Origin of the sequence: Mesorhizobium sp. WSM3859, assembly GCF_002295065.1 — a bacterium.
Classification (GTDB): Bacteria; Pseudomonadota; Alphaproteobacteria; order Rhizobiales; family Rhizobiaceae; genus Mesorhizobium.
Window position 1 is genome coordinate 184,822 of sequence record NZ_NSGG01000012.1, and the last position, 23,972, is coordinate 208,793.

Below are 23,972 nucleotides of genomic sequence, written 5' to 3' on the forward strand. Positions count from 1 at the left end.
TCTACCGGTCCTCGATGATCCGCAGATACGCCGCCGTCACGAACAGCACGATGAAGCCGAACAGGATGCGCCGGCCGCCTTCGGGCATCTGCAGGATGGTGAGCAGCGTCGTCAGCACGGTCAGGATCAGGGCGCCGATGATGGTGCCCGTGTAGCCGCCGCGGCCGCCGAAGATCGAGGTGCCGCCGATGACGGCGGCGGCCACCGAAGGCAGCACCAGCGGTTCGGCGAGCGACAGCGAGGGCGCCTTGATCAGGCCGATATAGAGCAGGCCGGTGATGCCGGCGAGCAGGCTGGAAAGCACGTAGAGCGCGGTGATCACCTGCCAGTAGCGGACGCCGGACAGCCTTGCGGCGCGTTCATTGTCGCCCACGGCATAGAGCAGGCGGCCGAAGCCGGTGCGGTTCAGCATGAAGACGATCAGCACCGCCACCGGCACGAACAGCAGAAGCGCATTGGGAAAACCGTAGGTGACGCCGGTGCCCAGCCAGTTGAGGAAATCCGGAATTTTCGCGCCGGAAGCGATCACCGTGCGCTGGTAGACCTGCAGGAAGCCGGTGCCGATCAGGCTGGTGCCGAGCGTCATGATCAGCGGATGCACCCGGAACACGCCGACGCCGATGCCGTTGACGAGGCCGATCAGCACGGCGGGCAGGATGGCCAGCAGGAAAGCCACCGTCGGATCCTGGCTGACGATCTGGGTGGCCATGATGAAGGCGCTCATCGTCGCCACCGTGCCGACGGAAAGGTCGATGCCGCCGGTCAGCATGGTCATGGTCTGGCAGCCGGCGAGGATCGCCAGCGGGATGGCGAACTTCGCCGTGTTGGCGAGCCAGCGCTCGTTGACGATGCCGGGGCGCAGGATCTGCAGGATCGCCACGAGGATGATCAAAAGGATGATCAGCGGAATGAGCGGCCGGTCCGCCATGAAGCGCTTGATGCGGCGGCCGAATGAGACCGGCCGGGGCATGGTCGCGATGTCGGTCATGGCGTTGCTCCCGCCGGGCGGCCGCGGATGGTGATGAAGGCGCCGAACATCACGACCGCGACCATGATCAGGCCTTCGATGATCGCGGTGACATTCGGATCGATGGCCAGAAGCGTCAGGTCGGTGCGCACCAGCCTCAGCACGAAGACGGCGATGATCGGTCCGAACAGGCCGCCCTTGCCGCCCCCGAGGGCGACACCGCCCAGCACCACCGCGGCGACGCTGGCGAGCAGATAAGGCCCGGGGATCGGCGCGCCGATACCGGTGCTGATAGTCAACGACAGGCCGCCCATCGCCGCGAAGAGGCCGGAGAGCGCATAGGCGATGATCCTGGTCCGCGCCACCGGCACGCCGCTGCGAAAGGCGGCAAGCTCGTTGCTGCCGATGGCGTAGATGGAGAGGCCGAGGCGCGAGCGCGTGAGCGGTATCCAGACGATGCAGAGGCAAACGACGAGCAGCACCAGCGCCCTCGGCACCCAGGCGTCCGCCCAGTCGGGCAGGCCGGGGATCGGCGCGGTGCCGATGACGCTCGCCTTCAGCCATTCGGCCGCGGCACCGCCGGGAGCGCCGAGCACGAGCAATGCCGCGCCCTGCAGCACGAACAGCGTCGCAAGCGTGACCACGATATCCGGCACGCGGGTGACGACGATGAGGATGCCGTTCAGCGCGCCGAGCACGAACCCCATGGCCAGCACGAAGGGCACGACGAAGAGCGCGTATTCCTCGCTGGCGCCGTTCATCATCGAGGCGGCGGTGACGCTGGTCAGCGCCATCATGGCGGCGACCGACAGGTCGATGCCGCCGGCGATGACGACGACGGTCTGCGCCGCGACGGCGAAGGCATAGGGTAAGACTGCTCGCGCGAGCGAACCGAAGTCGCCGCTGCCATAACCGGGCTGGATCAGCTTGGTGATGACGAAGAGGAAGATGAGCAGGGCAAACAGGCCGGCGACCCAGCCCTGGTTGCGGAAGAAGCGGCTCATGACGCGGCCTCCGCATCGGAGGCGGGCCTGACGTCGGCAAGAATGCCGACATCGGCCCTGGCGCCGCGCGGCAGGCCGTAGGCGGCGCGCATCAGAGCGGGCTCGTCGGCCTCTTCGACCGAAAAAGTGTCGACGACGCGGCCGCCGAAGATGACGATGACGCGGTCGCAAACACGCTGCACCTCTTCCATTTCGGACGTGTAGAACAGCACTGACTTGCCCTGGCCGGCGAGCTCGCGCAGCAGCTTGTAGATCTCCTGCTTGGTGCCGACATCGATGCCGCGCGTCGGGTCGAAGCACAGGATGGTGCGGGCGTTGGCCGCGATCCAGCGGGCAATGGTCACCTTCTGCTGGTTACCGCCGGAAAGGCGCTGCACCTCGCCCTGGGCGCGGGTGTCGATCTGCAATCTGCCGATGGCGCCGGAAACCACCACCTGCTCGCGGCGCATGCGGATCGGCCCCCATTTGCGCAGCCCGGCGCTGAAAGGCAGCGCGATGTTCTCGCGCACGGAGCGCTGCATGGCCAAGGCCTCGCTACGGTCGCCCGGCACATAGGCGATGCCGGCCTGGATGGCGTCGCTCGGATGCGAGAATTTCACCGGCGCGCCGTCGACGTCGATCGTGCCGCCGCTCGGGCGGATCGAGCCGGCAAGGGCTGCGAAGAGCTCGTCCTGGCCCTGGCCCTCGAGGGCGAAGACGCCGGCGACCTCGCCATTGGCGAGATCGAAGGAGACGTCGTTGAGCTTGGTGCCGAGCTGCAGGTTGCGGACCGATAGGCGCGTACGGCCGCCGGCCGCAACCGCCACATCATTCGCCGCGCGCGCGGCGACGCGCGTCTTCTCGATGCGGGTGCCGAGCATCATCTCGACTATTCTTTCCTCGATACCCGGCTCGATGTCGACGACACCGACCGTGGAGCCGTCACGCAAAACGGTGGCGCGGTCGCAGAGCGCGGAAATCTCGACGAAACGGTGCGAGATGAAGATGACGGAGCGGCCGGCGTCGCCCTGGCGGCGCACGACTTCCAGCACCTTTTCGGCGAGGTTCGCCGGCAGGGCAGCGGTCATCTCGTCAAGCAGGAGCACGTCGGGCTCTACGGCGAGCGCGCGCGCCAGGTCGAGCACGCGCAGGATGGCCAACGGGATGTCGCGCGCGGTGTCGCGAATGTCGAGGTTCGGAATGCCGAGCTCGCGCACCCAGGCGCGGAATGGCTCGACCGGCGTGCCGGTAAGCCGCAAATTGGACAGGACATCGAGGTCGGGGATGAGCGACGGTTCCTGGTAGACCGGCAGCAGGCCGGCGCGGCGGGCGTCGGCGGGCGAACGGACATCAAGGTGCTTGCCGCGGATCAGGATGCGGCCGGCATCCGCCTTGATCGCGCCGGTCAGGATCTTCACCAGCGTCGACTTGCCGGCGCCGTTGGCGCCCATCAGCGCATGGACTTCGCCAGGCAGCACGGACAGCGAGGCGTTGCGCAGCCCTGCAACCGCACCGTAGTTTTTCGCGACACCGGTGGCGTCGAGGAGAGGGTTGGTGGTCAAAGCGTTCTCGATTAAAAGGCTCAAACTATGCGCGACAAATCAAATGGCAAGGACGCCAGACTTAAAGCGCGTCGCGCTGAAACGGATTCAGGCGACGCGCTTTAAGTTCTTGTTTCATGCATGTCGTTGCCCCAGAACCGCGCACACTCCTGGGCGACATGCATTAGTCCGGCGTCCTTGCGCTGCCGTTTCAGATCAGGCGCTTATTCGCCCGGGCCCTTGCAGGCTACGATCTGGTCCTTGGTGTAGGTCGTCCAGTCGGGGATCGAGATCGAGACCGGCCATTCGGGGCTGAGCGAGGGGTCGGCGGCGGACTTCAGCTTAGCCTTGCCTTCCTCGGTGGCGTTTTCCCAAAGCTGCGGCTCGACCAGCACGGTCTGCTGCGCCGGCTTCTTGCCGTCGAGGATCTGCAGCGCCAGCGTCACGCCGGCGCCGCCGATCGAGCCGGGGTTGGTGACGGCAGCGCCGACCAGGTCCTTGACCGTATTCAACTGGCCTACGAAGCCGGCATTGTCGGCGCCGACGACCGGCACCATGGGCGCCTGCTGCTCGACCAGCGCGTCGACGATGACGTTGTCGATGCCCGAGGTCCAGATGCCGTTGATCGGCGTGCCGGTGGCGAGGAACGAGAGGATCTGCTGCTTGGCCTGATCCTGCTGCCAGCCGGTGAAGACTTCCTGTGCGACCTTCACGTCCGGGAATTCGGCGAGCGCCTTCTTGAAGCCCTTGTCACGATCGCTGTCGGCCGATGCGCCGGCGGCGCCGCGCATGTAGAACACCTCGCCCTTGCCGCCCATCTGCTGGAACAGCCATTTGGCGCCGAGATAGGCGTATTGTTCCTGGTTGTTGGAGATGATGTAGGCGGAGGGCTCGGTCACCGCCTGGTCGACGGCGACGACGACGATGCCGGCCTTGGTGGCTTCCTCGAGGCCTGCCTTGATGCCGGCCGGATCGGCCGGGTTGACGACGATGGCGTCGACCTTGGCGCTGATCAGGTTGCGGATGTCCTCGAGCTGGCCGGCGGCGTCGGTGTTGCGGTGGGCGATGTTGAGCTTCGCCACTTCGCCGGAAGCGAGTGCCTGCGCCTTCATCGCGCAGATCATTTCCTCGCGCCAGCCATTGCCCTGCACGGTGTTGGAAATGCCGATCGTGTATTTGCCGGCGGCGGCCGAGACGCCCACCGAGGCAAGCAAGGCGGCGCCGGCAAGAAGCGAGGCCACGGTCAGATGTTTCTTCATGTCAGTACTCCTCCACATTGATCTTTCAGTTCAGTTCGATTTTTCAGTTCGCGGGCGCCGATGCGACCGGCGTCAAGCTTTTCGTCATTTGATGAAAGGACGCAGCACGTCGCGAGCAAGCAGGAAGCCGCGCTTGACCTTTTCATCCGTCCCCTCGAAGCGCCGGTCCTCATGCTCGATGATGACCGGCCCGTCATATCCGGCCCGGTAGAGGCCCGAAAAAATCCTGCTCCAGTCGATGTCCCCAAGCCCCGGCATGCGCGGCACCTGCCAGCCTATGCCAGCGGAAAGAATTCCGCGCTCGTACAAACCATCATGATCAATCATCAGGTCCTTGGCATGCACATGCAGCATGCTCTTGCCGAACTCGCGGATGAAGCGCTCCTTGTCGATCATCTGCCAGACGAGATGCGAGGGGTCGAAGTTCATGCCGACATCGCCGCCCCAGGCTTCGAGGATGCGGCGCCAGACATAGGGCGAGTAGGCGATGTTGTGCCCGCCCGGCCATTCGTCATAGCTGAAGATCATCGGGCAATTCTCGAAGGCGAGTTTTACACCGTGCTCGCGGGCGTGGGCGATGATCGCCGGCCAGACCTTTTGCGCGTCCTCCCAGTTGGCGTCGACATGCTTCGAGGCGTCGCCGCCGCAGAACGTGTTGACCAGCGAGACCCCCATGCGGCTCGCCAGCACGATCACCTTCTTCAGGTGATCGATCACCGCCTCGCGATGCGCCCGGTCGGGATGAAGCGGATTGGGGTAGAAGCCGAGGCCGGAGATGGCGAGGCCCTTGCCGGCAAGCCCGGCGGCAATGTCCTGGGCTTCAGCGGACGAGATGTCCACGTCGATATGGCTGGTGCCGGCATAGCGGCGGCTGGCACCGGAAGTCTTCGGCCAGCAGGCGATTTCCAACGCCTCGAAACCGGCCGAGCGCGCCCAGTCGGCAACATCGCCGAGAGCAGTATCCGGAAATGGTGCCGTGAGCAGTCCAAGTTTCATGATGCCTCCCAATAGCTAACTATGCAGATCGAGCCGGCTGCTTCAACGGCGCATCTGTTGGCCCAGAACAGGTTTGTTTGACAAAGCCCATTGGATCATTCGAGAGCAAGCCGTCGAGGCCGGCGACGACGTGCGCGCGGAAAGTCGCGTTGGCGGCCAAGGACGGGTCGAAGACAGCGTCGATTGCCAAGATCGCGTCGGCGAGCAGTTTGCTGTGCGAACCAATGCGGTCGGCGATTATTGCAATTCTTTCGGCGAAGGGGTCGGACACCTGCCAGGCGCGGCCGAAGCGCGCCGACGCCTTGATCAGATAGGCCATCCAGCCTGCCACGGGAACCGAAAGAAGCTCGATGCTCCCGCCCTTCGCCAGGCGGTCGCGGATCGGGTTGAGCAGGCGCTGCACGATCTTCTGCGAGCCGTCGGTGGCGATCTGGTGATTGCGGTGGCGAATCGCGGTGTTGGTGAGGCGCGACAGGCTCTGCTCGACATAGGCCGCCGGCTCGATGCCGGGGACCGGCATCAGCGTCGGCAGTGTTTCCTCGGTCAGCATGCGGCGAACGAAGCCTGCCAGAAACGGGTCGGCTATCGCCTCGAACGTGTGCTCGAAACCGCCCAAAACCCCGAGATAGCTAAGCGTCGTCTGGGCGCCGTTCAGCACCCGCATCTTGAGATGCTCGAACGGCGTGACGTCATCGACGAAACTGGCGCCGACAAGGTCCCAGCGCGGCACGCGGCCGGCGAAGCGGTTCTCGATCACCCATTGGCGGAAGCGCTCGCCGACGACGACGGCGGCGTCGCGGTAGCCGAAGCGCTGCTCGACCGTGTCGATATCGGCAGCGGTCGTCGCCGGCGCGATGCGGTCGACCATGGCCGAAGGGAAGGCGACATTGGCTTCGATCCAGTCGGCCAGCTTCGCGTCGCGCCGCTCTGCGAACGCCTGCACGACATTGCCGAGGATGGTGCCGTTGGCTGGGATGTTGTCGCAGGACAGCAGCGTCACCGGACGACCGCGCGAGGCCATGCGCAATTCCAGCGCCCTTGCCAATATGCCGGGCACGCTGCGTGGCTTTTCCGGATTGGCGAGGTCATGGACGATGTCGGGATGGTCAAGGTCGAGCGCGCCGCTCGACGGGATGTGGCAATAGCCTTTCTCGGTTACCGTCATGGTAACGATCTCGATGTCGGAAGAGGCGAGCACGTCCAGCGCCGGCGCGGCACTCTCCTGGCTGTCGATGACGCGCATGATGCTGCCGATGACGAGCGCCTCGACCTCGTCGTTCTGGCGGATGAGCCGCGTGTAGAGACCGTCCTGCCGCCCCAGCGTATTGGCCAGCAAAGGAGGGCGGATGTTGATGCCGACCAGTCCCCAGCGGTCGAAATCCTTCGCCAGCAGATCGTCGGTGTATTCGGCCTGGTGGCAGCGGTGGAACGCGCCGACGCCGATATGGGCGATCCCCGGCTTCAGCGCGGGGCGATCGTAAGCCGGCTTGCGGACTTCCGATGGCAAGCGTTCCAGGAGAGCAGGGCTGAGGTTCTCGGCGCTCACCGGTTGGCTCCGATCACCCATTGCTCCTGGTCGACCAGCGTGCCGGTCATCGGGCCGGCCGCGTCGGAAAGCAGGAAGACCGCAAGATTGGCGATGTCGGAGACGGAGAACAGCCGGCCGAAGGGCTGCGTCGCATTGGCCGCGTCGAGCCAGCCCGGACCCTGGCCGAGCGTCTCGGCCTGCATGACGCGCTCGGCTGGGGTGTCGGTCCAGCCGACATTGATGCCGTTGACGCGGATGCGGTCGAAGCGATGGGCGTTGGCGGCGTTCTTGGTCAGTGTCGCCAGCGCGCCCTTGGTGGCGGAATAGACGGCAAGCTCCGGCGCGCCGCAATGCGCGTTGATCGACAGGATGTTGACGATCGCGCCGCCCTGGCCGCGCTTCTTCATGTCGGCGATCGCCGCCTGCATGAGGAAGAAGGGCGCGCGGGCGTTGACGGCGAACAGCGACGCCCAATCGTCGAGCGTGGCATCGACGAAGGACGCGCGATCGGTGAGGCCGGCGGCGTTGACGAGACCGTCGATGCGGCCGAAGCGTTCGATGCAGGCCCCGGCCAACCGCGCTGGGGCTTCGGGATCGCCGAGGTCGGCGGCAACGAAAGCGGTGGCGGCTCCCATGGCCGTGAGTTCGGCGGCGACAGCGTCGCCGCGCTTTTGGTCCCGGCCGGTTATCAGCAGTCCGGCAGCGCCCGAGCGCGCAAGCGTCTCGGCAACCGCCCGGCCGATGCCTTGCGTCGCGCCGGTGACCAGCACAACCTTGCCGTCGAGACGAACCTCCATTCCTCCTCCCGGAACAAAGTTTCCATTTTTTAGAATATGGAACGATAGTTCCCTTTAGTCAACCGCGCTAGAGCGGTTCACCGTTTTCATGGAACCGGCGAACCGCTCTATCTCCTTGTCTTGCGCAATTCCGGACGGAAAACCGCTCCACACTTTTCCTGGAATTGCTCTTGTCAGCCTGTCCGGCGCGCGACGACGCCGTGGACCAAGGCCATGCCGACCGCGAGCGAGGCGGCGAGCGAGCGGAAGCCGGCAAAATCCTGCTCGACCACTTCCAGCCAGGTGTCGGAAAGCTTCACCAACGGCGAGAACGTGCTGTCGGTGATGGTCACGATGCGCGCCTTGCGCTCATGCGCGACGGCGACGAGGTCTGGCGTGATCGAATTGTAGGGGCTGAAGGAGACGGCGAGCACCGCGTCGCGCGGCGTAATGCAGCCGACCTGGTCGAGCGCAGTCGAGCCGACATTGTCGACCAGCACATTGCGCACGCCCTGCTGCGACAGCGTCAACGACACATAGGTGGTGACCGGGAAGGCGCGCTTGCTGCCGATGACGTAGATCAGCTCCGCCGCCGCCAGATGATCAACCATCGTCTCGAAAGCGGCGGTATCGAAATTATTGCCGATGCGGCCGAGCGAGGCCTGGCAGGCGCCGACCATGCCATGAAGGAAATGCAGATCGGCATTCGGCTCCTCGGCCTTGTCGGGGCTGCCCTGCGCATCCGGCCAGGAGCCCTTCATGCGATCCTTGAACAGCAGCTGGAAATCGGAAAAGCCGGAATAGCCGAAGATCTGCGCGAAGCGCACCAGGGTCGACGGCTGCACGCCGGCCTGGTCCGCCACCTGCGCGATCGTGCCCAGCGCCACTTCGCTCGGATGCTGCCAGAGGAAGATCGCCACCTGGCGAAGCCGTTTCGGGAAATGCACGGTGCCTGACGAAAGCACCGCCCGCAGCTCTTCATAGGTTTGAGGCTTGGTGTAGCCCAGCGCCGCCAGCGAACGGCTTCGCTTTCTCGCAGCCGTCTCCAGGCTATGTGTGGACGGCTCGTCGGCCGCCTTGCCGCGGCCGCTCATACGATATGCCCCATCGTGACCCTAACCATCGGATGCGTCATCCGATCCCTGCCCTCCGGATGCAGTCCATCGCTGGACCTTGATCAAAAGCTAACGCGGCACAATCGTTTTACAAACCGGAAAATAGAAATATCATTCGAAAACAAGCAATCGACTTTGGTCGAAACTCGCGACAGCTATCGTCGCCAACCGTCCTACCCTGGAGAATAATCACAATCATGGTCTATGCAACCGCTGATGGTATGTCGCGTCAACGCCTGCGGGTCGGCATGGTCGGCGGCGGCCGCAATGCCTTTATCGGCGCCGTGCACCGCCTCGCCATGCGGCTCGACGACCAGATCGCGCTGGTCGCTGGAGCGCTGTCTTCGGATCCGGATAACGCCGCGGCCTCCGCCGCCGAGATCGGCATCGCGCCGGAGCGCAGCTATGCCGACTACCACGCCATGGCGAAGGCCGAAGCGGCACGGCCGGACGGGATCGAGGCGGTGGTCATCGTCACGCCCAATCATCTGCATGCGCCGATCGCGACGGCCTTCCTCGAGGCTGGCATCGACGTCATCTGCGACAAGCCACTGTCGACGACGCTTGGCGAGGCCGAGGCCCTGGTGGCGCTGACGAAAGCGAGGAAGCGCCGCTTCGTCGTCACGCTCAACAACACCGGCTACGCCATGGTGCGCCAGGCGCGCGAGATGGTGGCGACGGGCGAGCTCGGCCGCATCGTGTCGGTGCATGGCGCCTATATCCAGGACTGGCTGACCAAGCCGATCGACGCCGAGGGCCAGAAGCAGGCGGAATGGCGCACCGATCCGGCGCGCGCGGGCCAGTCGGCCGTGCTCGCCGATATCGGCGTACATGCCTTCAACCTGGCGAGCTTCGTCTCCGGCTTCGAGGCCGAGGCGGTTTCGGCCGACCTCTTCACCGCCGTGCCGGGACGGCGGCTCGACGACAACGCGCATGTGCTCGTGCGCTGGGCGAGCGGCGCGCGCGGCACGATCCTCGCCAGCCAGACCTCGCCCGGCCATTACAACGACCTCTCGGTGCGCATCTATGGCGAAAAGGCCGGGCTCGAATGGTCTGGATCGCGGCCGGAGGAACTGCGCTTCTCGCCCTATGGCGAGGAAACGCGCACGCTGGTGCGTGGCGGCCATGGCACGACGGCGGAAGCCCGGCGCGTCTCGCGCATGCCGGCCGCGCACCCGGAAGGCTATATCGAGGCCTTCGCCAATTTCTATCGCGATGCGGCGGACATCATCCGCGCGCATCGCGCGGGCGGTGCGGTCGATGCCGCGCGGGCGGCGCAGGTGCCCGACGTGGTCGACGGCGCGCGCGGCGTGAAGTTCGTTGCGGCGGCGGTGGAGTCGAGTGCCGCGGGCGGGGCTTGGACGGCGGCGCGACTCGGGTGAGGCACGCGAAGCCTTGTGCGATAAGACGCAAGCCATGATCTCGATCAATGGCTAGCTTGCGACGCGCAACCGACGAGCTCGAACGAAGCTTCTCAGCGCGTCGGAATCCATTGCGCGACCGAATGCGTAGCCTTGGAGAATGTCGCAGCCAAGACCTTTGAGCAGACGTGCGTGCTTCATCGTCTCGACGCCTTCGGCAATGATTTCGATGCCCAGGGACTTGCCGATTTCGATGATCGACGAGACGACCTGCCGTTGCGCGGGTGAGTTTACGATAGGATCCACCAACTGCCGGTCTATCTTGAGGCGGCGAGGTTGCAGTTTGAGCAAGCTGACAATGGATGCATAACCGGTGCCGAAATCGTCGATTTCGATGTCGATGCCTAGTTGCTTGATTTGCTCGACGTTCCACGTGACCAGATCGTCGTTGTTGTCGAGGAAGATCGACTCGACGAGTTCAAAGGAGAAAGTCCCCTTCCTGATGTTAAGGACCCGCAGACTCTTCAGCAGTTCCTCATCCTGAAGACGCCGCGCCGAAACGTTGACCGAAACGCGCGGAATGCCAATTTTCTCGGCCGACCAAACGTCGAAGTCCAAAAGCGATTGCTGGAGGACTTTCCGGTCTATCACCGAGACGACGTTCAGTTCTTCGGCGGTCTTCAGGAACACGTCGGGTGCCAGAATGCCCCTCTCTGGATGCTTCCACCGCGCCAGCGCCTCAACGCCCACAATCTCCAGCGTCTTGGCGTCAAATTGAGGCTGGTAGTACACGATGAATTCGTCGCGCTCGAGACCGGCTAGAATCTCGTCGGCAATCCTCTTCGTGTTGACGATTTCGCTTTGCAGCTCTCCGCTGAAGAATTCATGCCGGTTGCGGCCCCGCCTCTTTGCCCGGTAGAGGGCAATATCGGCGTTGACCAGCAACTGCTTGGCATCGGCAACCCGGCCATTGTCGATGGCAATTCCGACGCTGACGCCAAAGCGGCATTGATGACCGTGGTAGTAAACCGGTCTGCGCATCTGTTCGATAATGCGGTTCGCGAGCACGGCCGCTTGATCGACATCCTCATGCACCGTGCAGAGCACGATGAATTCGTCGCCGCCGACCCGGGCGACGAAACCGCGGTCGCCGACGTTGGACTGGAGGACGGAGGATGCATGCACCAGCATTGCATCGCCCGCCGCGTGGCCGAGCGTATCGTTGATGTGCTTGAAGCGGTCCAGATCAACGTGAAGTAACGCTGCGTAGCCGCCGCTCAGCCTGGCTTTTGCCGCATAATCCTCCAGCACCTGGTCCAGGTAACGGCGATTGGGCAAATCCGTCAGCGAATCGTGCAGTGCGATGTGTTCTATGCGCGCCTTGGCGGACTCAAGTTCCGTATTTTTCGACTCGGTCAGCTGCTTTGCGCGAACCAGATCGGTGTTCAGCAGAACGTCCGCAGTCACGTCCCATTCGGCACCGACCATTCGAGGGGAATTGTTTGCAGTCTGGTAGAAGATCGCCCTGGAGCGGACGTGGCGAATTTCGCCGTCCGGGCGAATGATCCGGTATTCCGACGAATAGGTGCCGCGCCCGGCCGCGGCATTGTCGAAGTCTGCAAGCGCGCCAGGCAGATCGGCGGGATGAATGGCTCCGGCCCAATCCGAGTATCCGGGCGGTCCACCATCGGGGTCTCTGCCGTATATTTCGTTGACGCGGTCATCCCAGGTCAGATCGTTGGTTTCGAGGTCGTGCTCCCACACTCCGATGGTCGACGCCTCCAGAGCGAGTTCCAGTCGCCGCGACAGCCGATGCTGTTCCCAGTAATTGCGCTGCCTTTCACCAATCAGGCGGCCCGCCGTCAGGAAAGGGATCAAGATCAGTGCCGCCGCCGCCGCCATGATCGCCCGGAGCTGCCATGCATTGCCGGGCGTGTCGGGCCAACCGCTAGTGGGGACGGCAGCGATCCGCCAGGAGCCTGACGGGACGAGAACGTCGGCCGTCACCGGATTGCTTTTGACGACGCGTTCGTCGCCGAAGAACTGGATTCCCTTTGTGCCAAGGGCATCATTGCCGATGAGTGCGATGTCGATCCCGAGATCCTTGTCGAGAAGACCGCTCGCCTTGTAGAGGCGCTGCACGTCGACGACCGCTGAAACGATGCCCCAGAACCGGTCGGTGTTGCCCGCGCTTTTGACGAAAACCGGAAAGCGGCCGATGAAAGCCTGCCCACCCTGCGCCAGATCGACCGGGCCGGCGAGAATGAGCTTGCGCTCGTCACGCGCACGCAAGGCAGCGGCACGCTGCTGATCGTTCTTGCGGTAATCGAGACCGATGGCCTTTTCATTGCCGGCCATCGGATACATCAAGGAAATCACCAGATCCGGCGCGCCGGCAATGTTGCGAAGCTGGGACTCCTCGCTGAACAGCCTGCTGGCAAGCTCCGCGAAGCGCTGCTGGCCCATATAGGGTTCGGTCGTGACTGCCGCGACCAGTCCCCGCACCAGCTGGAGGTTGCCGTTGATGTTGCCTTCGAGCTTGGCGCGAATGACATTGACCTTGGCCAGGACCTCCGCGCGAGAGGCCTGGTCCGAAACGATCTTGTTCTGATGATCAGCGAATATCGCGCAAACGGCCATGACCACGACCGCGATCGCCGCCGGTATCCTTGCCGGTGAAAGGACGGCTCCCCTCATGCGGCTGTACATGTTGGCAAAAAGAGCCAATAAAGCGAGAATCCCTGTGGCTGTCAGGCTCTCCGGGTGAGCCTCATCAAGGGAATATTAGTTCGCAATAAATTAATTTTAGACTTCACAGTCCTTAAAATTTCGCGCCGTCGGGCGCTGATACGCCGGCAATCGCACGAGAAACTCGCCGCGTGGTGGGCTAGTGGCGATCGACCTTCTTCTGGACGATCCGATACGTCCCAACACCGCGCTTGGTCGCACCAATTGAATAAGCCATCGGAATCTTGGGAGCGTTTTCGGGCAGGCCATACATGTCCTTGCCGGCCCTCACCGCGAATGAAAAGTGCTGCCAGGAAACAGTGTCGTGCTCATTGAGAAAATCGAGCGTCAGACCCGCGGCAATCAGCGCGTTCACCACGTCGCTGATCGGATGGATCCACTCGTAATATCGAGGATGCTTCAAGGTTCGTTCATCGCCGGTATAGGTCCGCTGCTCGTTCCAGACGAGCGGTCGCGCCACCGGCGTTCGCCAGTCGTCCTTCAATTCGAGGGCGGCAGCCTTGCGATTGCATTGGAACATCAAGGGATGGCCCTCGGCCATATAGAGCCTACCGCCAGGCCGCAGAAGATCGGCGACCACTCGCGCCCAACGGAAGACATCGTCAAGCCAGTTCACCGACCCCCAGGTGACGTAGACAATATCAAAGGTCCGGTCGAGCGCTTCGACAGCTTCGTATAGCGGCGCTTCGACGAAGCGAACGTCGCTGCCTGCCTTGGATGCGAAATCCCGCGCCGCCGCGATTGCCCTTGGTGAAAAGTCCAGGCCGGTCACACTGCCCGCGCCGAGATTCCTCAAGCTGATCGTGTCGAGCCCGATGTGGCATTGCAGATGAACGATGTCCTTGCCGAAAATGTCTCCGACCTCACGCGTTTCCAACTCATAGAGATTGGATCCGCCAGCCAGCACATTCTCGATGCGGTAACTACCCGTATTGTCGGTCGCGTGCAGTTCGGCCCGATCATCCCAATTCAGGAGGTTCGCGTCCAAAAACGGTTCCAAATCGCCCCCCACCTCGATCTCAGCCGCAAGGTTAACAGCTGGTTAACAACCATTGCAGCCTGAGGGCAGGCGCGTCAATCCGCAACGTCGCATTGGCGTGGTGCTGAGAGGCCCGGGAGGCGTATCCGCCGCCTCCTATGAGCCATTCAAGGTCGGTGCCGGCCCGGGCGTGGAATGCTTGGGCGGCGCGTCATTCTCATCGGGATTGGGGACCGGCTCCTCATCGGGAAGCCGATCCGGATCCGGCTCGCGCATCGGCTCGGGTTCCGGGATCGGCGGAGGCGTGGGCACCGGCGTTGGAGACGGGTCCGGATTGGGGAGAATGGCCATCGCTTTTTCCTTCCGCTCGGCGCCTTGGCAGGGCTCTGCGCGATCCCGACAAGCGGGATGTCCTGCCCGGCCTGAAATGATGGAGGCGATCGCCGCGTTCGGACGTTTCGTCGGGGGCGATCGGCGGCGCAAGCTGGCAGAACGGCCGCGCCGGCGGATGGTTCCCACACGATCGCTCCGCGAGATTGCGACAGGTGACGATCAAATGATTCTGCGCGTCCGTTTCGGCTCTTGCCGGCGCCGGTCGGCGCATTAATTCCCATTGCGGGCGGGTGATTGTCTGTCGATACAGGAGACGGCCGTGAAGCACCAAACCCTTGACCAAATCAACGCCGTTGCCGACGTTCATGCCGAAGCACCGGCTCTCATCGCCAATCGGGGCCAGCGCCTTGAGCGCTGGGCGCAACTTCTCGAACAAAGCCCCAGCCGCCGCCTCACGGCGTTGGCGGGCACCGAATACGCTCCACCCGACGTGCGTGAAAGAATGCGCACCGACGGATCGGCGATCACCGTCGCATTCGAAGATCCGATCTTCCGTGCGCAGGGCCTGCAGGACGATACTTACGGCGAAGCCAAGCGCTTCTTCGAGATGAGCGACTGGCAACTGCATGAGGTTGTCTGCCATTGCCATGTCGGCGCCAACATGCCGGCACGCTGGGCGGCGTCGCGCGTGCGCGCGGCGGTCTCTCCGGGGGCAGGCATTCTTGCGTGGCTGAGAGCTGTGTTCATGCATTGAGGCAGTTCCGTCGGCGAGCGCGCCGGGCTCGACGGTTGATGGAAGAGATGGGGAGGCGCCGGGCGCTCCTCCGCGTCGGCGATCGATCTAGTCAGCGATCGATCTCGCCGAAGACGATGTCGAGCGAGCCGATGATCGCCGCGACGTCCGCCACCATGTGCCCGCGCGACAGGAAATCAATCGCCTGGAGATGGGCGAAGGATGGCGCGCGTATCTTGCAGCGGTAGGGCTTGTTGCTGCCGTCGGAGACCAGATAGACGCCGAACTCGCCCTTCGGCGCCTCAACCGCGGCATAGACCTCGCCACGCGGCACGCGGTGGCCTTCGGTATAAAGCTTGAAATGATGGATGGTCGCTTCCATGGAGCGCTTCATGGTGGCGCGCGGCGGCGGCGTGATCTTCTGATTGGGCACCGCGACCGGGCCCTGGCCATCGGGTGAACGCAGCTTCTCCAGGCACTGCCGCATGATGCGCACCGACTGGCGCATCTCTTCCATGCGTACCAGGTAGCGGTCGTAGCAGTCGCCGTTCTTGCCGATCGGGATATCGAATTCCATCTCGGGATAGCATTCATAGGGCTGTGCCTTGCGCAGGTCCCAAGCGGCGCCCGAGCCGCGCACCATGGGGCCGGAGAAACCCAGGGCCCAGGCGTCATCGAGCGAGATCGCACCGATATCGACGTTGCGCTGCTTGAAGATGCGGTTGTCGGTAAGCAGGCCTTCGAGATTGTCGCAGACCTTCAGGAACGGATCGCAGAAATTCCAGATGTCGTCCAGGAGCTGTTCCGGCAGATCCTGATGCACGCCGCCGACGCGGAAATAATTGGCGTGCATGCGGGCGCCGGATGCGCGTTCATAGAACACCATCAGCTTCTCGCGTTCGGCGAAACCCCAGAGCGGCGGGGTCAGCGCGCCGATATCCATGGCCTGCGTGGTGACGTTGAGAAGATGCGAGAGCAGTCGCCCGATCTCGCAGAACAGCACGCGGATGAGTTGCCCGCGCCGGGGAACCGATATTTCCAGCAGCTTTTCGGCGGCAAGGCAGAAGGCATGCTCCTGGTTCATTGGTGCGACATAGTCGAGCCGGTCGAAATAGGGCAGGGCCTGCAGGTAATTCTTGTACTCAATCAGCTTCTCGGTGCCGCGATGGAGCAAGCCGATATGCGGATCGGCTCGGTCGACGATCTCGCCGTCCAATTCCAGCACCAGCCGCAGCACGCCATGCGCGGACGGGTGCTGCGGCCCGAAATTCAGGGTGAAGTTGCGAACCGCGGCTTCGGTCATGGCGACCTCCGCAAGAGTGAGGATCGAAGGCGGGACGCGGCCGCTCGGCCGCTGGCCGGTCAGGCCGTCGTCTGGATGATCAGCGTCAGTGTGCCGTCACCGTCGATGTTGGCGGCGACGACCTGCGAGGAATTCAGCCCGTTCGCATGCAGGACCGACGTTGCCTCGGGCGAGGCATCGACCGAGTTCTGCAGCTTGGCCAGCTCCTTGGCGGTCGTCCTGGTGACTATGGCCTCCGCCTGCGCCTTCACTTCCGAAGGCAGGTCCTCGATCGCCACCACGACGATGTTGGTGACGTTCTGGGCGCCATCGTCCTGGCCAGGCTGCGGCTGGTCTGGGATGGGCTCCTGAGCAGGAGGCGGGGCTTGCGGCGGCTGCTGAGCAGGAGGCGGGGCTTGCGGCGGCTGCGGATCGGCGCGTTGAGCAGAAGCGGGCTGCGCCAATGCCATTGCCGACAGCGTCAGGACCATCGTCAGGGTGCGCATCGTCTTTCCTCTCGATCTCGAAATCTGACCACACAACCCAGGGGCCGGGTGATGGTTCCCCATTGCAGTCCTCATGCGCCCTGCGCGCGAGTGCGCTGCGCCTCTGGATATGAGGGATGCCACGCATCGATTGCGAAATCCTCGAGCGTCCATCGCCGCGCTGCTAACCGCCTTTGTCGCAGGCGTTCAAAGCCTCAATGTTTACATAGTGCTATAATAGGGATATTATGTATCCTTAATACGTTCCCGGAAAAGACCTATGATTTTGAAAAGCCAGGTTGAATGGGCGCTGCATTGCTGCGCCATTCTCTCCGGTCTGCCGGAGGGGCGCTATCTGTCTACCAAGGCGCTGGCGGAACTCCATGGACTTCCGAAGGAATATCTCTCCAAGGCACTGCAGAGCCTGTCGCAGGCGGGGCTCGTCGATACGACCCTGGGTCCATCGGGCGGATACCGCCTTGCAAAGCCGCCAGAGCAGATGACTTTCCTGGATATCGTCGAGGCGGTGGAAGGTGAGACGCGCACCTTCGTGTGCAACAATATCCGCGCGAACAATCCCTGCCTGCCCGACGACCATTGCTACAGCGGTTCGTGCGCCGTCGCACGCATCATGTGGGAAGCCGACGAAGCCTGGCGTGAAAAACTGCGCAGTGTCACACTGTCGGATCTCGGGCGCATGCTCGTGCGGGAAACCCCGGCAAAGCTCTGGAAGGACACTTTCGCGTGGGTGTTAGACCGCGCTGGTTGAGCGTGCATCGATGCCCTGGGCAGTCGCGGCCAGGCCGAAGACGAGGCTTTCGGCCGGTGCGGCGAACGAAAGGCCGTTTGCCTTGCAGTGGCTGTAGAGGAGGCCGATGATTTCGTTGCGGGCCGCTGCCCAATCGGCGGGGTCTGTGATGCGGAACAGCAAGTCGACTTCGATCGCAGCCGCATCGATCGTCTTCAAAGCGACAATCGGCAGCGGGTCCTTGACGATCCGCGTGCTGCCATCCAGCACGGACCACATCACCTGTTCGACAAAAGTCGGTGTTGCGAGGGCGACGCGCACGCCAAACGTGATCTGGCGCGTGTCGTCGGGACGGCTGAGATTGGTCACCGCTTGTCTGGCCAGCACGCTGTTCGGCACCACCACGACATTATATTGGGCGGTGAGCAGTTTGGCGGAGCGCCAGTTGGTTTCGATGACACGGCCTTCCGCGCCATCCTTCAACTGGATCCAGTCGCCTATCGCATAAGTCCTGCCAAGCGTCAGCGCGATGCCCGAAAAGACATCGCCCAAAGTGTTTTGCAGGGCGAGGCCGAATACGACCGCGACGATGCCCGAGGTTGCGACCAGGGTGCCGACCGGCAGGCCGAAAACGAAGCCTATGATCGATAGCGCCACGCCGGGATAGATGACGCCGACGGCCATATCCTGGACGAGATGCGCTTCCCGCGGCCCACGCTTGAGCATCAGCAAGAAGTGGATCAGGCCGATGGTCGTCCATGCCAGGTGCGTCCACCACAGGATCATGGCCGATTTGACGAGCAGCGCGGCGAAGCCCCGCAGATCGGTGTCGTCGACGTGCTGCGGAGAGATGCCGCCAAGATAGAGCACCGAACTCATCCCGATAAAGAAAAGGATCTGGACGATCAGCCGGCCTGTCGGGCGGCTGCTGCCCTGGAGTTGCCACACGACGATACCTGCGATTCCGAGGATGTTGGTCAGGACAAGCGGCATCTGAACCCTCTGCTGAAACTGCTCAAGCTCGAAGCGCTTCGCTCATCTCGGAGGGGCTTTACAGCTCGGCAATTAAGGATATTGTGTATCCTTGAGGATATTTGATATCCTTGATAAAGGGAAGGCGGTTTATGATCGACTGATCAGGCCGCTCGCCCCGACGAACCATCGAACAAGGAGCGTGCCGCAAGAGTGGCGCAAAGGGAGACATCACATGAAAATCGTCATCATCGGGGGAACCGGCCTGATCGGTTCCAAAACCGCAGAACGCCTCCGCAAGCACGGTCATGAGGTGATTGCGGCCTCCCCCAACACCGGCGTCAACACAATCACCGGCGAGGGGCTGGCAGCTGTGTTGATGGGGGCCGAGGTGGTCATCGACCTGGCAAATTCCCCTTCCTTCGAGGACAAGGCCGTGCTCGAATTCTTCCAGACGTCGGGGCGGAACTTGATCGCCGCGGAGAGGGCTGCCGGCACCAAGCACCACGTCGCGCTGTCCATCATCGGGACGGACCGATTGCCGGACAGCGGCTATCTTCGCGCCAAGGTCGCTCAGGAAAAGATCATCCGGGAAGGCGGCACTCCCTATACGATCGTGCGCTCCACCCAGTTCTTCGAATTTCTAGGCGGCATCGCCAAGGAAGGCACGGTCGGCGATACGACGCGCCTTTCGACGGGCTATCTTCAGCCGATCGCTTCCGACGACGTCGCTGACTTCGTGACGGACGCCGCCCTTGCCGCGCCGGTCAACGGCATCGTCGAGATCTCCGGTCCGGAGCGCCTGCGGCTGTGTGATTTCGTCGCCCGCTACCTCAAGGCGATCGGCGACACGCGCACCGTCTTAGCCGATCCGGAGGCGCGGTACTTCGGAACCAGACTGCAAGACGGTTCGCTCGTTTCCGACGACCACCCCCGCATCGGCCGCGTCGGCTTCGATCAATGGTTCGCTGCCCAGCCGAAAAAATGGCGCGCCCCGCCGCCGTTGATCCGGCGGCATTCAACCCGTGAAAGGAAAATCGAAATGATCAAGTCACTCGCCGCCGCCGCAATTCTCGCGGCGTTTCTGCCCGCTTCGGCTTTCGCCGACGACACCACCGGCGGCGGTAAAGGCGCAAAGGTCACCCTCGTCTACGACCATGAGCTGCCGAATGTGCCCGGCAAAAGCATGAAAGGCGTTCTCGTCGAATATGCAGCCGGCGGCTTCTCCGAGGGCCACACGCACCCCCAGTCCGCCTTCATCTACGCCACTGTGCTGGAAGGCGAGATCCGCAGCCAGGTCAATGACGGTCCCGTTACAGTCTCCAAGGCTGGCGAGAGCTTTTCGGAAATGCCCGGCGACCGCCACGGCGTCAGCGAAAATGCCAGCAAGACGAAACCGGCAAAGCTGCTGGCAGTCTTCGTCGTCGACACTTCCCAACGTGAACTGACGTTTCCGATCAAGAAATAAGGGCCGAAGGGGTTCATCGTTTCAGGAATCGGTGGGCCGCCCTAGCTCTTTTTTGGCGCGATAGCGGATCACCTGGACGCCCGGCCCTTCAGCCGACGCGCATTGTCCGGAAGGTGACGGAGTAGCGGTGTTGTTCGACAGGCGGGATGGAGTGTTCCCACTCATTTCGCGCCGGTCCCGCCATGAAATAGACCGACCTGGGCTCGACGTTTATCGTCTCGCGGTCCCATGCCGTGCCGCTCTTGCGGCGCAGCCGGAAGCTGCAGGGCGCCAGCAGGGAAACGCCGGCGACCAGCTCGAAATGCGACTTGTCCCGATGCCAGCCTATGCCGGCGCCCGGGCGATATTCGTTGATCAGCAGCTGTGCGAATTCGCTCGCCGCGACGCCCGCGAATTCGGCGACCTTGGCGCGCAGCGGCAGCAGGAAATCCGGAATGGGCGGCGCTTCGAGCACCTGGCGGCGCTCATAGTCATAGCGCAGGCCGAAGCCGACGACCTGCCTGTTAGCAAGGTAGCCGTGAAAGTCGAACGGCTTGAAAGGCAGGCCCTGGATGTGGCTGACCAGTTCGTGCTCTTCGTCGCGGGTGATCAGTTCCGGCTGGTAGGAGAATCCTTCGGGCAGGCTTGCAGGCAGCGCGCGTCCGGGCGCACCAAAGAGGTCGCCCTGGCGGGCGCTCTCCTTGGTCGGGCGTTTGGCTGATGACATGCGGCTCAGATAGGCGATCGGAGCATGTGTGCAAGGCCACTCCCGGCCTGCGGAATCTGGAGACGCGTGAAGGGTTAGGTTGGGAACAGGATGCCGGCCATGCCTTCCACTGCAATCCAGAACATTCGGTACGATCCGCCGCGGCGAGTCCTTTCGGATACCACCTCGTTGGACGTGGACGCCAGAATTGAGCGCCAGCGCGCCGCGTCTTGGCGCCGCGGCGCCGTCAGCCCGTCTTGGGCGCGAGGATGCACATCACGTGTTCTGCAATCGCCAGGCTGGCAGTCAGGCCGGGGCTTTCGATGCCGAACAAGTTGACGAGGCCGTCGATGCCATGCGTTGCGGCATCCTGGATGACGAAATCGCTGTTGGCCTCGCCTGGGCCGGAGAGCTTCGGCCGGATGCCGCTATAGGCCGCCTGTAGGCTGCCATCGGGCAGATCAGGCCAATATTTGCGGATCGCGGCATAAAAGCGCTCGCCGCGCGCCGGATCGACGCGGTAGTCGAGCGTGTCCGTCCATTCGACGTCGGGTCCGAAGCGTGCGGCGCCTGCAAGATCGAGAGTAAGATGGACGCCGAGCCCGCCCGGCTCAGGCACGGGATAGACAAGATGTGAAAAGGGCGCGCGCCCGGCAACCGAGAAATAATTGCCCTTGGCGTACCGAAGCGTCGGCACAAATTGCCGGCCAAACCCTTCGAGCGAACCTGCCAAGGCGACGGCGCCCAGGCCGGCCGCGTTGATAAGGCGCGGCGCGGCGATCTCGAACTGCTCGCCGCTCGCCGCGTCCATCGTCCGCACCACGATCCTGTTTGGCTCGACGCGGCCTGAGACGATGCGGGTGTTGAGCGACAGCGTCGCGCCGTTGTCCTCGGCGTCGCCGAGCAGGCCAAGCATGAGCGCGTGGCTGTCGATGATGCCAGTGGAAGGCGAAAGCAGCGCCTTGGTGCAGTGAAGCGCCGGCTCCAGGGCTTGGGCTTCGGCGGCGGAGACGAAGCGTAAGTCGTCGACGCCGCAGGCAGCGGCGCCGGCCTGGATCGTGGCAAGCACGGGGTCTTGGGCCTCGTCGGTCGCGACGATCAGCTTGCCTGCGCGGCGATGCGGGATCGCGCGTTCCGCACAGTACCGGTACAGCATGTCGCGGCCAGCGACGCAGAGCCGGGCCTTCAGCGACCCTTGCGGATAGTAGATCCCGGCATGGATGACTTCCGAATTGCGCGAGCTCGTCTCAGTGCCGATGGCATCCGCCGCTTCGAGGACCAGCGTTTCAAGACCTTGCGCAGCCAACGCGCGCGCAATCGCCAGACCAATCACGCCTGCGCCCGCGATGATGCAATCGACTTGTTCCATGCTCCAACCCTGCTGCACCATCAGTTCCGCGACGGTCGCGGCTTGTTGGCGCTATCGATCCCGGCTTCGCGGCTCTTGCGATCAGCCTTCGCGATGAGGCATCAGCCGCGACAATGCAACGCGGAATTTTCGGATTTCTCGACGAGGAAGCTCGTTCTATTCCGCTTTGGACCCCCAAGACAGGACCCCGCCATGATGGACGCCCGACCGAATTCCCCCGAAGCCCGCGATATCCGCTACCACATGCACGGCTACACGAATGCCCGCAAGCACCAGGAAACTGGTCCGCTGGTCATCGAAAAGGGCGACGGCGTCTATGTCGAGGACATTGCCGGCAATCGTTACATCGAGGCGATGGCGGGTTTGTGGAGCGTTGCCGTCGGCTTCTCGGAAAAGCGGCTGGTCGAAGCGGCAACGCGGCAGATGTCGAAGCTGCCTTTCTATCACGACTTCGGCTCGAAGGCGCATTCGCCGCTGATCGACCTGGCCGAGAAGCTGGTGCAGATGGCGCCGGTGCCGATGAGCAAGGCCTATTTCACCAATTCCGGCTCCGAGGCCAACGATACCGCGATCAAGATGATCTGGTATCGCTCGAATGCGCTTGGACAGCCGGCGCGCAAGAAGATCATCAGCCGCAAGCGCGGCTATCATGGCGTCACCATCGCGTCGGCGAGCCTGACCGGCCTGCCCAACAACCATCTCTCCTTCGACCTGCCGATCGCCAATATCCTGCACACGTCGACGCCGCATCACTGGCGCGACGCCCAGCCCGGCGAGAGCGAGGAGCAGTTCTCCGCCAGGCTCGCAGACGAGCTGGAAAAGCTCATCCTTGCCGAGGGGCCCGAAACGATTGCCGCCTTCATCGGCGAGCCGATCATGGGCGCCGGCGGTGTCGTCGTGCCGCCCGCCGGTTATTGGGAAAAGATCCAGGCGGTGCTGTCGAAATATGGCATCCTGCTGGTGGCCGACGAGGTGATTTGCGGTTTTGGCAGGACTGGCGAGATGTTCGGCTCGCAGACGTTTGGCATCAAGCCAGACATCATGGTGCTGTCGAAGCAGATCTCGTCCTCCTATCTGCCGATCTCGGCGCTGCTCATCAACGACAAGGTGTTCGAGCCGATCGCCGACGAGAGCAACCGCATCGGCACTTTCGGCCACGGCTTCACCGGCGGCGGTCATCCGGTCGCCGCAGCCGTCGCGCTGGAAAACATCAAGCTGATCGAGGAGCGCGACCTCGTCGGCAATGCGCGCAAGGTCGGCGCGCATCTGCAGGCAAGGCTGCGCAAGCTCGCCTCGCATCCGCTGGTGGGCGAGGTGCGCGGCGTCGGCCTCATCGCCGCGGTCGAGCTCGTCGCTGACAAGGCGACCAAGGCGTCCTGGGGCAAGCCGGCGGCGCTCGGCGCGCTGGTCAACGGCTTCCTGCAGCAGAACGGCGTGATCTCGCGCAACATGGGCGACGCGATCGCCTTCTGTCCGCCGCTGATCATCACCGAGGCGCAGATCGACGTGCTGGTCGATGCGTTCGAGCGGTCGCTCGACGCCGCCCTGCCGCAAGTTCATCCGCAGGGCTGAAGAGACGATCGAGGATGGCGCCCGATGTCTTGGCGCCCCTGTTGATCGGCACGCTGCTTATGCGTCTCGCCG

Annotated in this window: 21 protein-coding genes and 1 pseudogene; 6 read left to right on the forward strand and 16 right to left on the reverse strand. The window is 63.5% G+C overall.

The features are described from left to right. Window position 1 precedes the first annotated feature (1 nt). From CK230_RS23605 to CK230_RS23640, 8 genes are all read right to left on the reverse strand, one after another. Window positions 2-988, reverse strand: coding sequence for an ABC transporter permease (locus CK230_RS23605; RefSeq protein ID WP_095819530.1), 987 nt, complete (start codon window positions 986-988; stop codon window positions 2-4). Next, window positions 985-1,971, reverse strand: coding sequence for an ABC transporter permease (locus tag CK230_RS23610; RefSeq protein ID WP_095819531.1), 987 nt, complete (start codon window positions 1,969-1,971; stop codon window positions 985-987). The genes CK230_RS23605 and CK230_RS23610 overlap by 4 nt, the downstream gene beginning before the upstream one ends. After that, the gene (locus CK230_RS23615) at window positions 1,968-3,512 is read right to left on the reverse strand and encodes a sugar ABC transporter ATP-binding protein (protein ID WP_095819532.1); all 1,545 of its coding nucleotides are present in this window, start codon (window positions 3,510-3,512) and stop codon (window positions 1,968-1,970) included. Before CK230_RS23615 ends, CK230_RS23610 begins: the two co-directional genes overlap by 4 nt. A 203-nt stretch (window positions 3,513-3,715) precedes the next feature. Next, a complete protein-coding gene (locus tag CK230_RS23620; RefSeq protein ID WP_095819533.1) occupies window positions 3,716-4,750 on the reverse strand; it encodes an ABC transporter substrate-binding protein in 1,035 nt (344 codons plus the stop codon). A gap of 84 nt (window positions 4,751-4,834) precedes the next feature. Continuing rightward, window positions 4,835-5,746, reverse strand: coding sequence for a sugar phosphate isomerase/epimerase (locus CK230_RS23625; RefSeq protein WP_095819534.1), 912 nt, complete (start codon window positions 5,744-5,746; stop codon window positions 4,835-4,837). A 19-nt stretch (window positions 5,747-5,765) separates the two neighbouring features. Continuing rightward, on the reverse strand, window positions 5,766-7,292 hold the full coding sequence (locus tag CK230_RS23630; protein WP_245430032.1) for a mannitol dehydrogenase family protein: 1,527 nt from the start codon (window positions 7,290-7,292) through the stop codon (window positions 5,766-5,768). Further along, window positions 7,289-8,071, reverse strand: a complete 783-nt coding sequence (locus tag CK230_RS23635) for an SDR family oxidoreductase (RefSeq protein ID WP_095819536.1) — start codon at window positions 8,069-8,071, stop codon at window positions 7,289-7,291. Before CK230_RS23635 ends, CK230_RS23630 begins: the two co-directional genes overlap by 4 nt. Window positions 8,072-8,244: 173 nt before the next feature. Continuing rightward, window positions 8,245-9,144: a MurR/RpiR family transcriptional regulator gene (locus tag CK230_RS23640; RefSeq protein ID WP_095819537.1), complete on the reverse strand. Its 900-nt coding sequence runs from the start codon at window positions 9,142-9,144 to the stop codon at window positions 8,245-8,247. A 218-nt stretch (window positions 9,145-9,362) separates the two neighbouring features. On the opposite strand from CK230_RS23640, the gene CK230_RS23645 reads away from it, so the two are divergent. Then, window positions 9,363-10,547 carry a Gfo/Idh/MocA family oxidoreductase gene (locus tag CK230_RS23645; RefSeq protein WP_095819538.1) on the forward strand — a complete coding sequence of 395 codons (1,185 nt, stop codon included), beginning with the start codon at window positions 9,363-9,365 and terminating at the stop codon, window positions 10,545-10,547. A gap of 51 nt (window positions 10,548-10,598) precedes the next feature. Here the strand turns inward: CK230_RS23645 and CK230_RS23650 are convergent, their stop codons facing one another. From CK230_RS23650 to CK230_RS23660, 3 genes are all read right to left on the reverse strand, one after another. Next, window positions 10,599-13,223 carry an EAL domain-containing protein gene (locus CK230_RS23650; protein ID WP_176480188.1) on the reverse strand — a complete coding sequence of 875 codons (2,625 nt, stop codon included), beginning with the start codon at window positions 13,221-13,223 and terminating at the stop codon, window positions 10,599-10,601. Window positions 13,224-13,413: 190 nt separating this feature from the next. Beyond that, window positions 13,414-14,262: a class I SAM-dependent methyltransferase gene (locus CK230_RS23655; RefSeq protein ID WP_245430033.1), complete on the reverse strand. Its 849-nt coding sequence runs from the start codon at window positions 14,260-14,262 to the stop codon at window positions 13,414-13,416. Between the two features lie 147 nt (window positions 14,263-14,409). Next, window positions 14,410-14,604 carry a hypothetical protein gene (locus tag CK230_RS23660; protein ID WP_095819540.1) on the reverse strand — a complete coding sequence of 65 codons (195 nt, stop codon included), beginning with the start codon at window positions 14,602-14,604 and terminating at the stop codon, window positions 14,410-14,412. A gap of 301 nt (window positions 14,605-14,905) precedes the next feature. On the opposite strand from CK230_RS23660, the gene CK230_RS23670 reads away from it, so the two are divergent. Beyond that, window positions 14,906-15,340 (forward strand): hypothetical protein, encoded by a 435-nt coding sequence (locus CK230_RS23670; protein ID WP_095819542.1) that lies wholly within the window; start codon window positions 14,906-14,908, stop codon window positions 15,338-15,340. Between the two features lie 91 nt (window positions 15,341-15,431). Here the strand turns inward: CK230_RS23670 and CK230_RS23675 are convergent, their stop codons facing one another. Both CK230_RS23675 and CK230_RS23680 read right to left on the reverse strand, forming a co-directional pair. Beyond that, entirely contained in the window at window positions 15,432-16,622 is a 1,191-nt protein-coding gene (locus tag CK230_RS23675; protein WP_095819543.1) for an NADH-quinone oxidoreductase subunit D, read from the reverse strand. Window positions 16,623-16,681: 59 nt separating this feature from the next. Then, window positions 16,682-17,107, reverse strand: a complete 426-nt coding sequence (locus tag CK230_RS23680) for a hypothetical protein (RefSeq protein WP_095819544.1) — start codon at window positions 17,105-17,107, stop codon at window positions 16,682-16,684. 259 nt (window positions 17,108-17,366) lie between these two features. On the opposite strand from CK230_RS23680, the gene CK230_RS23685 reads away from it, so the two are divergent. Further along, window positions 17,367-17,855 (forward strand): Rrf2 family transcriptional regulator, encoded by a 489-nt coding sequence (locus tag CK230_RS23685; protein ID WP_095819545.1) that lies wholly within the window; start codon window positions 17,367-17,369, stop codon window positions 17,853-17,855. Here CK230_RS23685 and CK230_RS23690 read toward each other — a convergent pair. Next, window positions 17,838-18,827, reverse strand: coding sequence for a mechanosensitive ion channel domain-containing protein (locus CK230_RS23690; protein WP_095819546.1), 990 nt, complete (start codon window positions 18,825-18,827; stop codon window positions 17,838-17,840). The two genes, CK230_RS23685 and CK230_RS23690, sit on opposite strands and share 18 nt — an antisense overlap. Window positions 18,828-19,041: 214 nt before the next feature. Between CK230_RS23690 and CK230_RS33660 the strand changes: the two are divergent. Together CK230_RS33660 and CK230_RS33665 are read left to right on the forward strand one after the other, a co-directional pair. Next, window positions 19,042-19,791, forward strand: a pseudogene (locus CK230_RS33660) (SDR family oxidoreductase); the annotation flags it as partial. A 201-nt stretch (window positions 19,792-19,992) separates the two neighbouring features. Continuing rightward, window positions 19,993-20,274, forward strand: a complete 282-nt coding sequence (locus CK230_RS33665) for a cupin domain-containing protein (protein WP_245430039.1) — start codon at window positions 19,993-19,995, stop codon at window positions 20,272-20,274. A gap of 88 nt (window positions 20,275-20,362) precedes the next feature. Here CK230_RS33665 and CK230_RS23700 read toward each other — a convergent pair whose 3' ends face one another. Continuing rightward, window positions 20,363-20,980, reverse strand: a complete 618-nt coding sequence (locus tag CK230_RS23700) for an alpha-ketoglutarate-dependent dioxygenase AlkB (RefSeq protein ID WP_095819548.1) — start codon at window positions 20,978-20,980, stop codon at window positions 20,363-20,365. A 226-nt stretch (window positions 20,981-21,206) separates the two neighbouring features. Then, window positions 21,207-22,328, reverse strand: a complete 1,122-nt coding sequence (locus CK230_RS23705) for an NAD(P)/FAD-dependent oxidoreductase (RefSeq protein WP_095819578.1) — start codon at window positions 22,326-22,328, stop codon at window positions 21,207-21,209. Window positions 22,329-22,523: 195 nt separating this feature from the next. Here CK230_RS23705 and CK230_RS23710 point away from each other — a divergent pair, with 195 nt between their 5' ends. Then, the gene (locus CK230_RS23710) at window positions 22,524-23,900 is read left to right on the forward strand and encodes an aspartate aminotransferase family protein (protein ID WP_095819579.1); all 1,377 of its coding nucleotides are present in this window, start codon (window positions 22,524-22,526) and stop codon (window positions 23,898-23,900) included. Window positions 23,901-23,972 lie beyond the last annotated feature (72 nt).

Excerpts from the sequence above, each read along its gene's own strand:
- CK230_RS23690 (WP_095819546.1), bottom strand. The coding sequence starts at position 18,827 with ATGCCGCTTGTCCTGACCAACATCCTCGGAATCGCAGGTATCGTCGTG.
- CK230_RS23640 (WP_095819537.1), bottom strand. The coding sequence starts at position 9,144 with ATGAGCGGCCGCGGCAAGGCGGCCGACGAGCCGTCCACACATAGCCTG.
- CK230_RS23710 (WP_095819579.1), top strand. The coding sequence starts at position 22,524 with ATGGACGCCCGACCGAATTCCCCCGAAGCCCGCGATATCCGCTACCAC.
- CK230_RS23685 (WP_095819545.1), top strand. The coding sequence starts at position 17,367 with ATGATTTTGAAAAGCCAGGTTGAATGGGCGCTGCATTGCTGCGCCATT.
- CK230_RS23625 (WP_095819534.1), bottom strand. The coding sequence starts at position 5,746 with ATGAAACTTGGACTGCTCACGGCACCATTTCCGGATACTGCTCTCGGC.
- CK230_RS23675 (WP_095819543.1), bottom strand. The coding sequence starts at position 16,622 with ATGACCGAAGCCGCGGTTCGCAACTTCACCCTGAATTTCGGGCCGCAG.
- CK230_RS23680 (WP_095819544.1), bottom strand. The coding sequence starts at position 17,107 with ATGCGCACCCTGACGATGGTCCTGACGCTGTCGGCAATGGCATTGGCG.
- CK230_RS23650 (WP_176480188.1), bottom strand. The coding sequence starts at position 13,223 with ATGAGGGGAGCCGTCCTTTCACCGGCAAGGATACCGGCGGCGATCGCG.
- CK230_RS33665 (WP_245430039.1), top strand. The coding sequence starts at position 19,993 with ATGAAAGGCGTTCTCGTCGAATATGCAGCCGGCGGCTTCTCCGAGGGC.
- CK230_RS23645 (WP_095819538.1), top strand. The coding sequence starts at position 9,363 with ATGGTCTATGCAACCGCTGATGGTATGTCGCGTCAACGCCTGCGGGTC.
- CK230_RS23610 (WP_095819531.1), bottom strand. The coding sequence starts at position 1,971 with ATGAGCCGCTTCTTCCGCAACCAGGGCTGGGTCGCCGGCCTGTTTGCC.
- CK230_RS23660 (WP_095819540.1), bottom strand. The coding sequence starts at position 14,604 with ATGGCCATTCTCCCCAATCCGGACCCGTCTCCAACGCCGGTGCCCACG.
- CK230_RS23705 (WP_095819578.1), bottom strand. The coding sequence starts at position 22,328 with ATGGAACAAGTCGATTGCATCATCGCGGGCGCAGGCGTGATTGGTCTG.
- CK230_RS23635 (WP_095819536.1), bottom strand. The coding sequence starts at position 8,071 with ATGGAGGTTCGTCTCGACGGCAAGGTTGTGCTGGTCACCGGCGCGACG.
- CK230_RS23700 (WP_095819548.1), bottom strand. The coding sequence starts at position 20,980 with ATGTCATCAGCCAAACGCCCGACCAAGGAGAGCGCCCGCCAGGGCGAC.
- CK230_RS23620 (WP_095819533.1), bottom strand. The coding sequence starts at position 4,750 with ATGAAGAAACATCTGACCGTGGCCTCGCTTCTTGCCGGCGCCGCCTTG.
- CK230_RS23605 (WP_095819530.1), bottom strand. The coding sequence starts at position 988 with ATGACCGACATCGCGACCATGCCCCGGCCGGTCTCATTCGGCCGCCGC.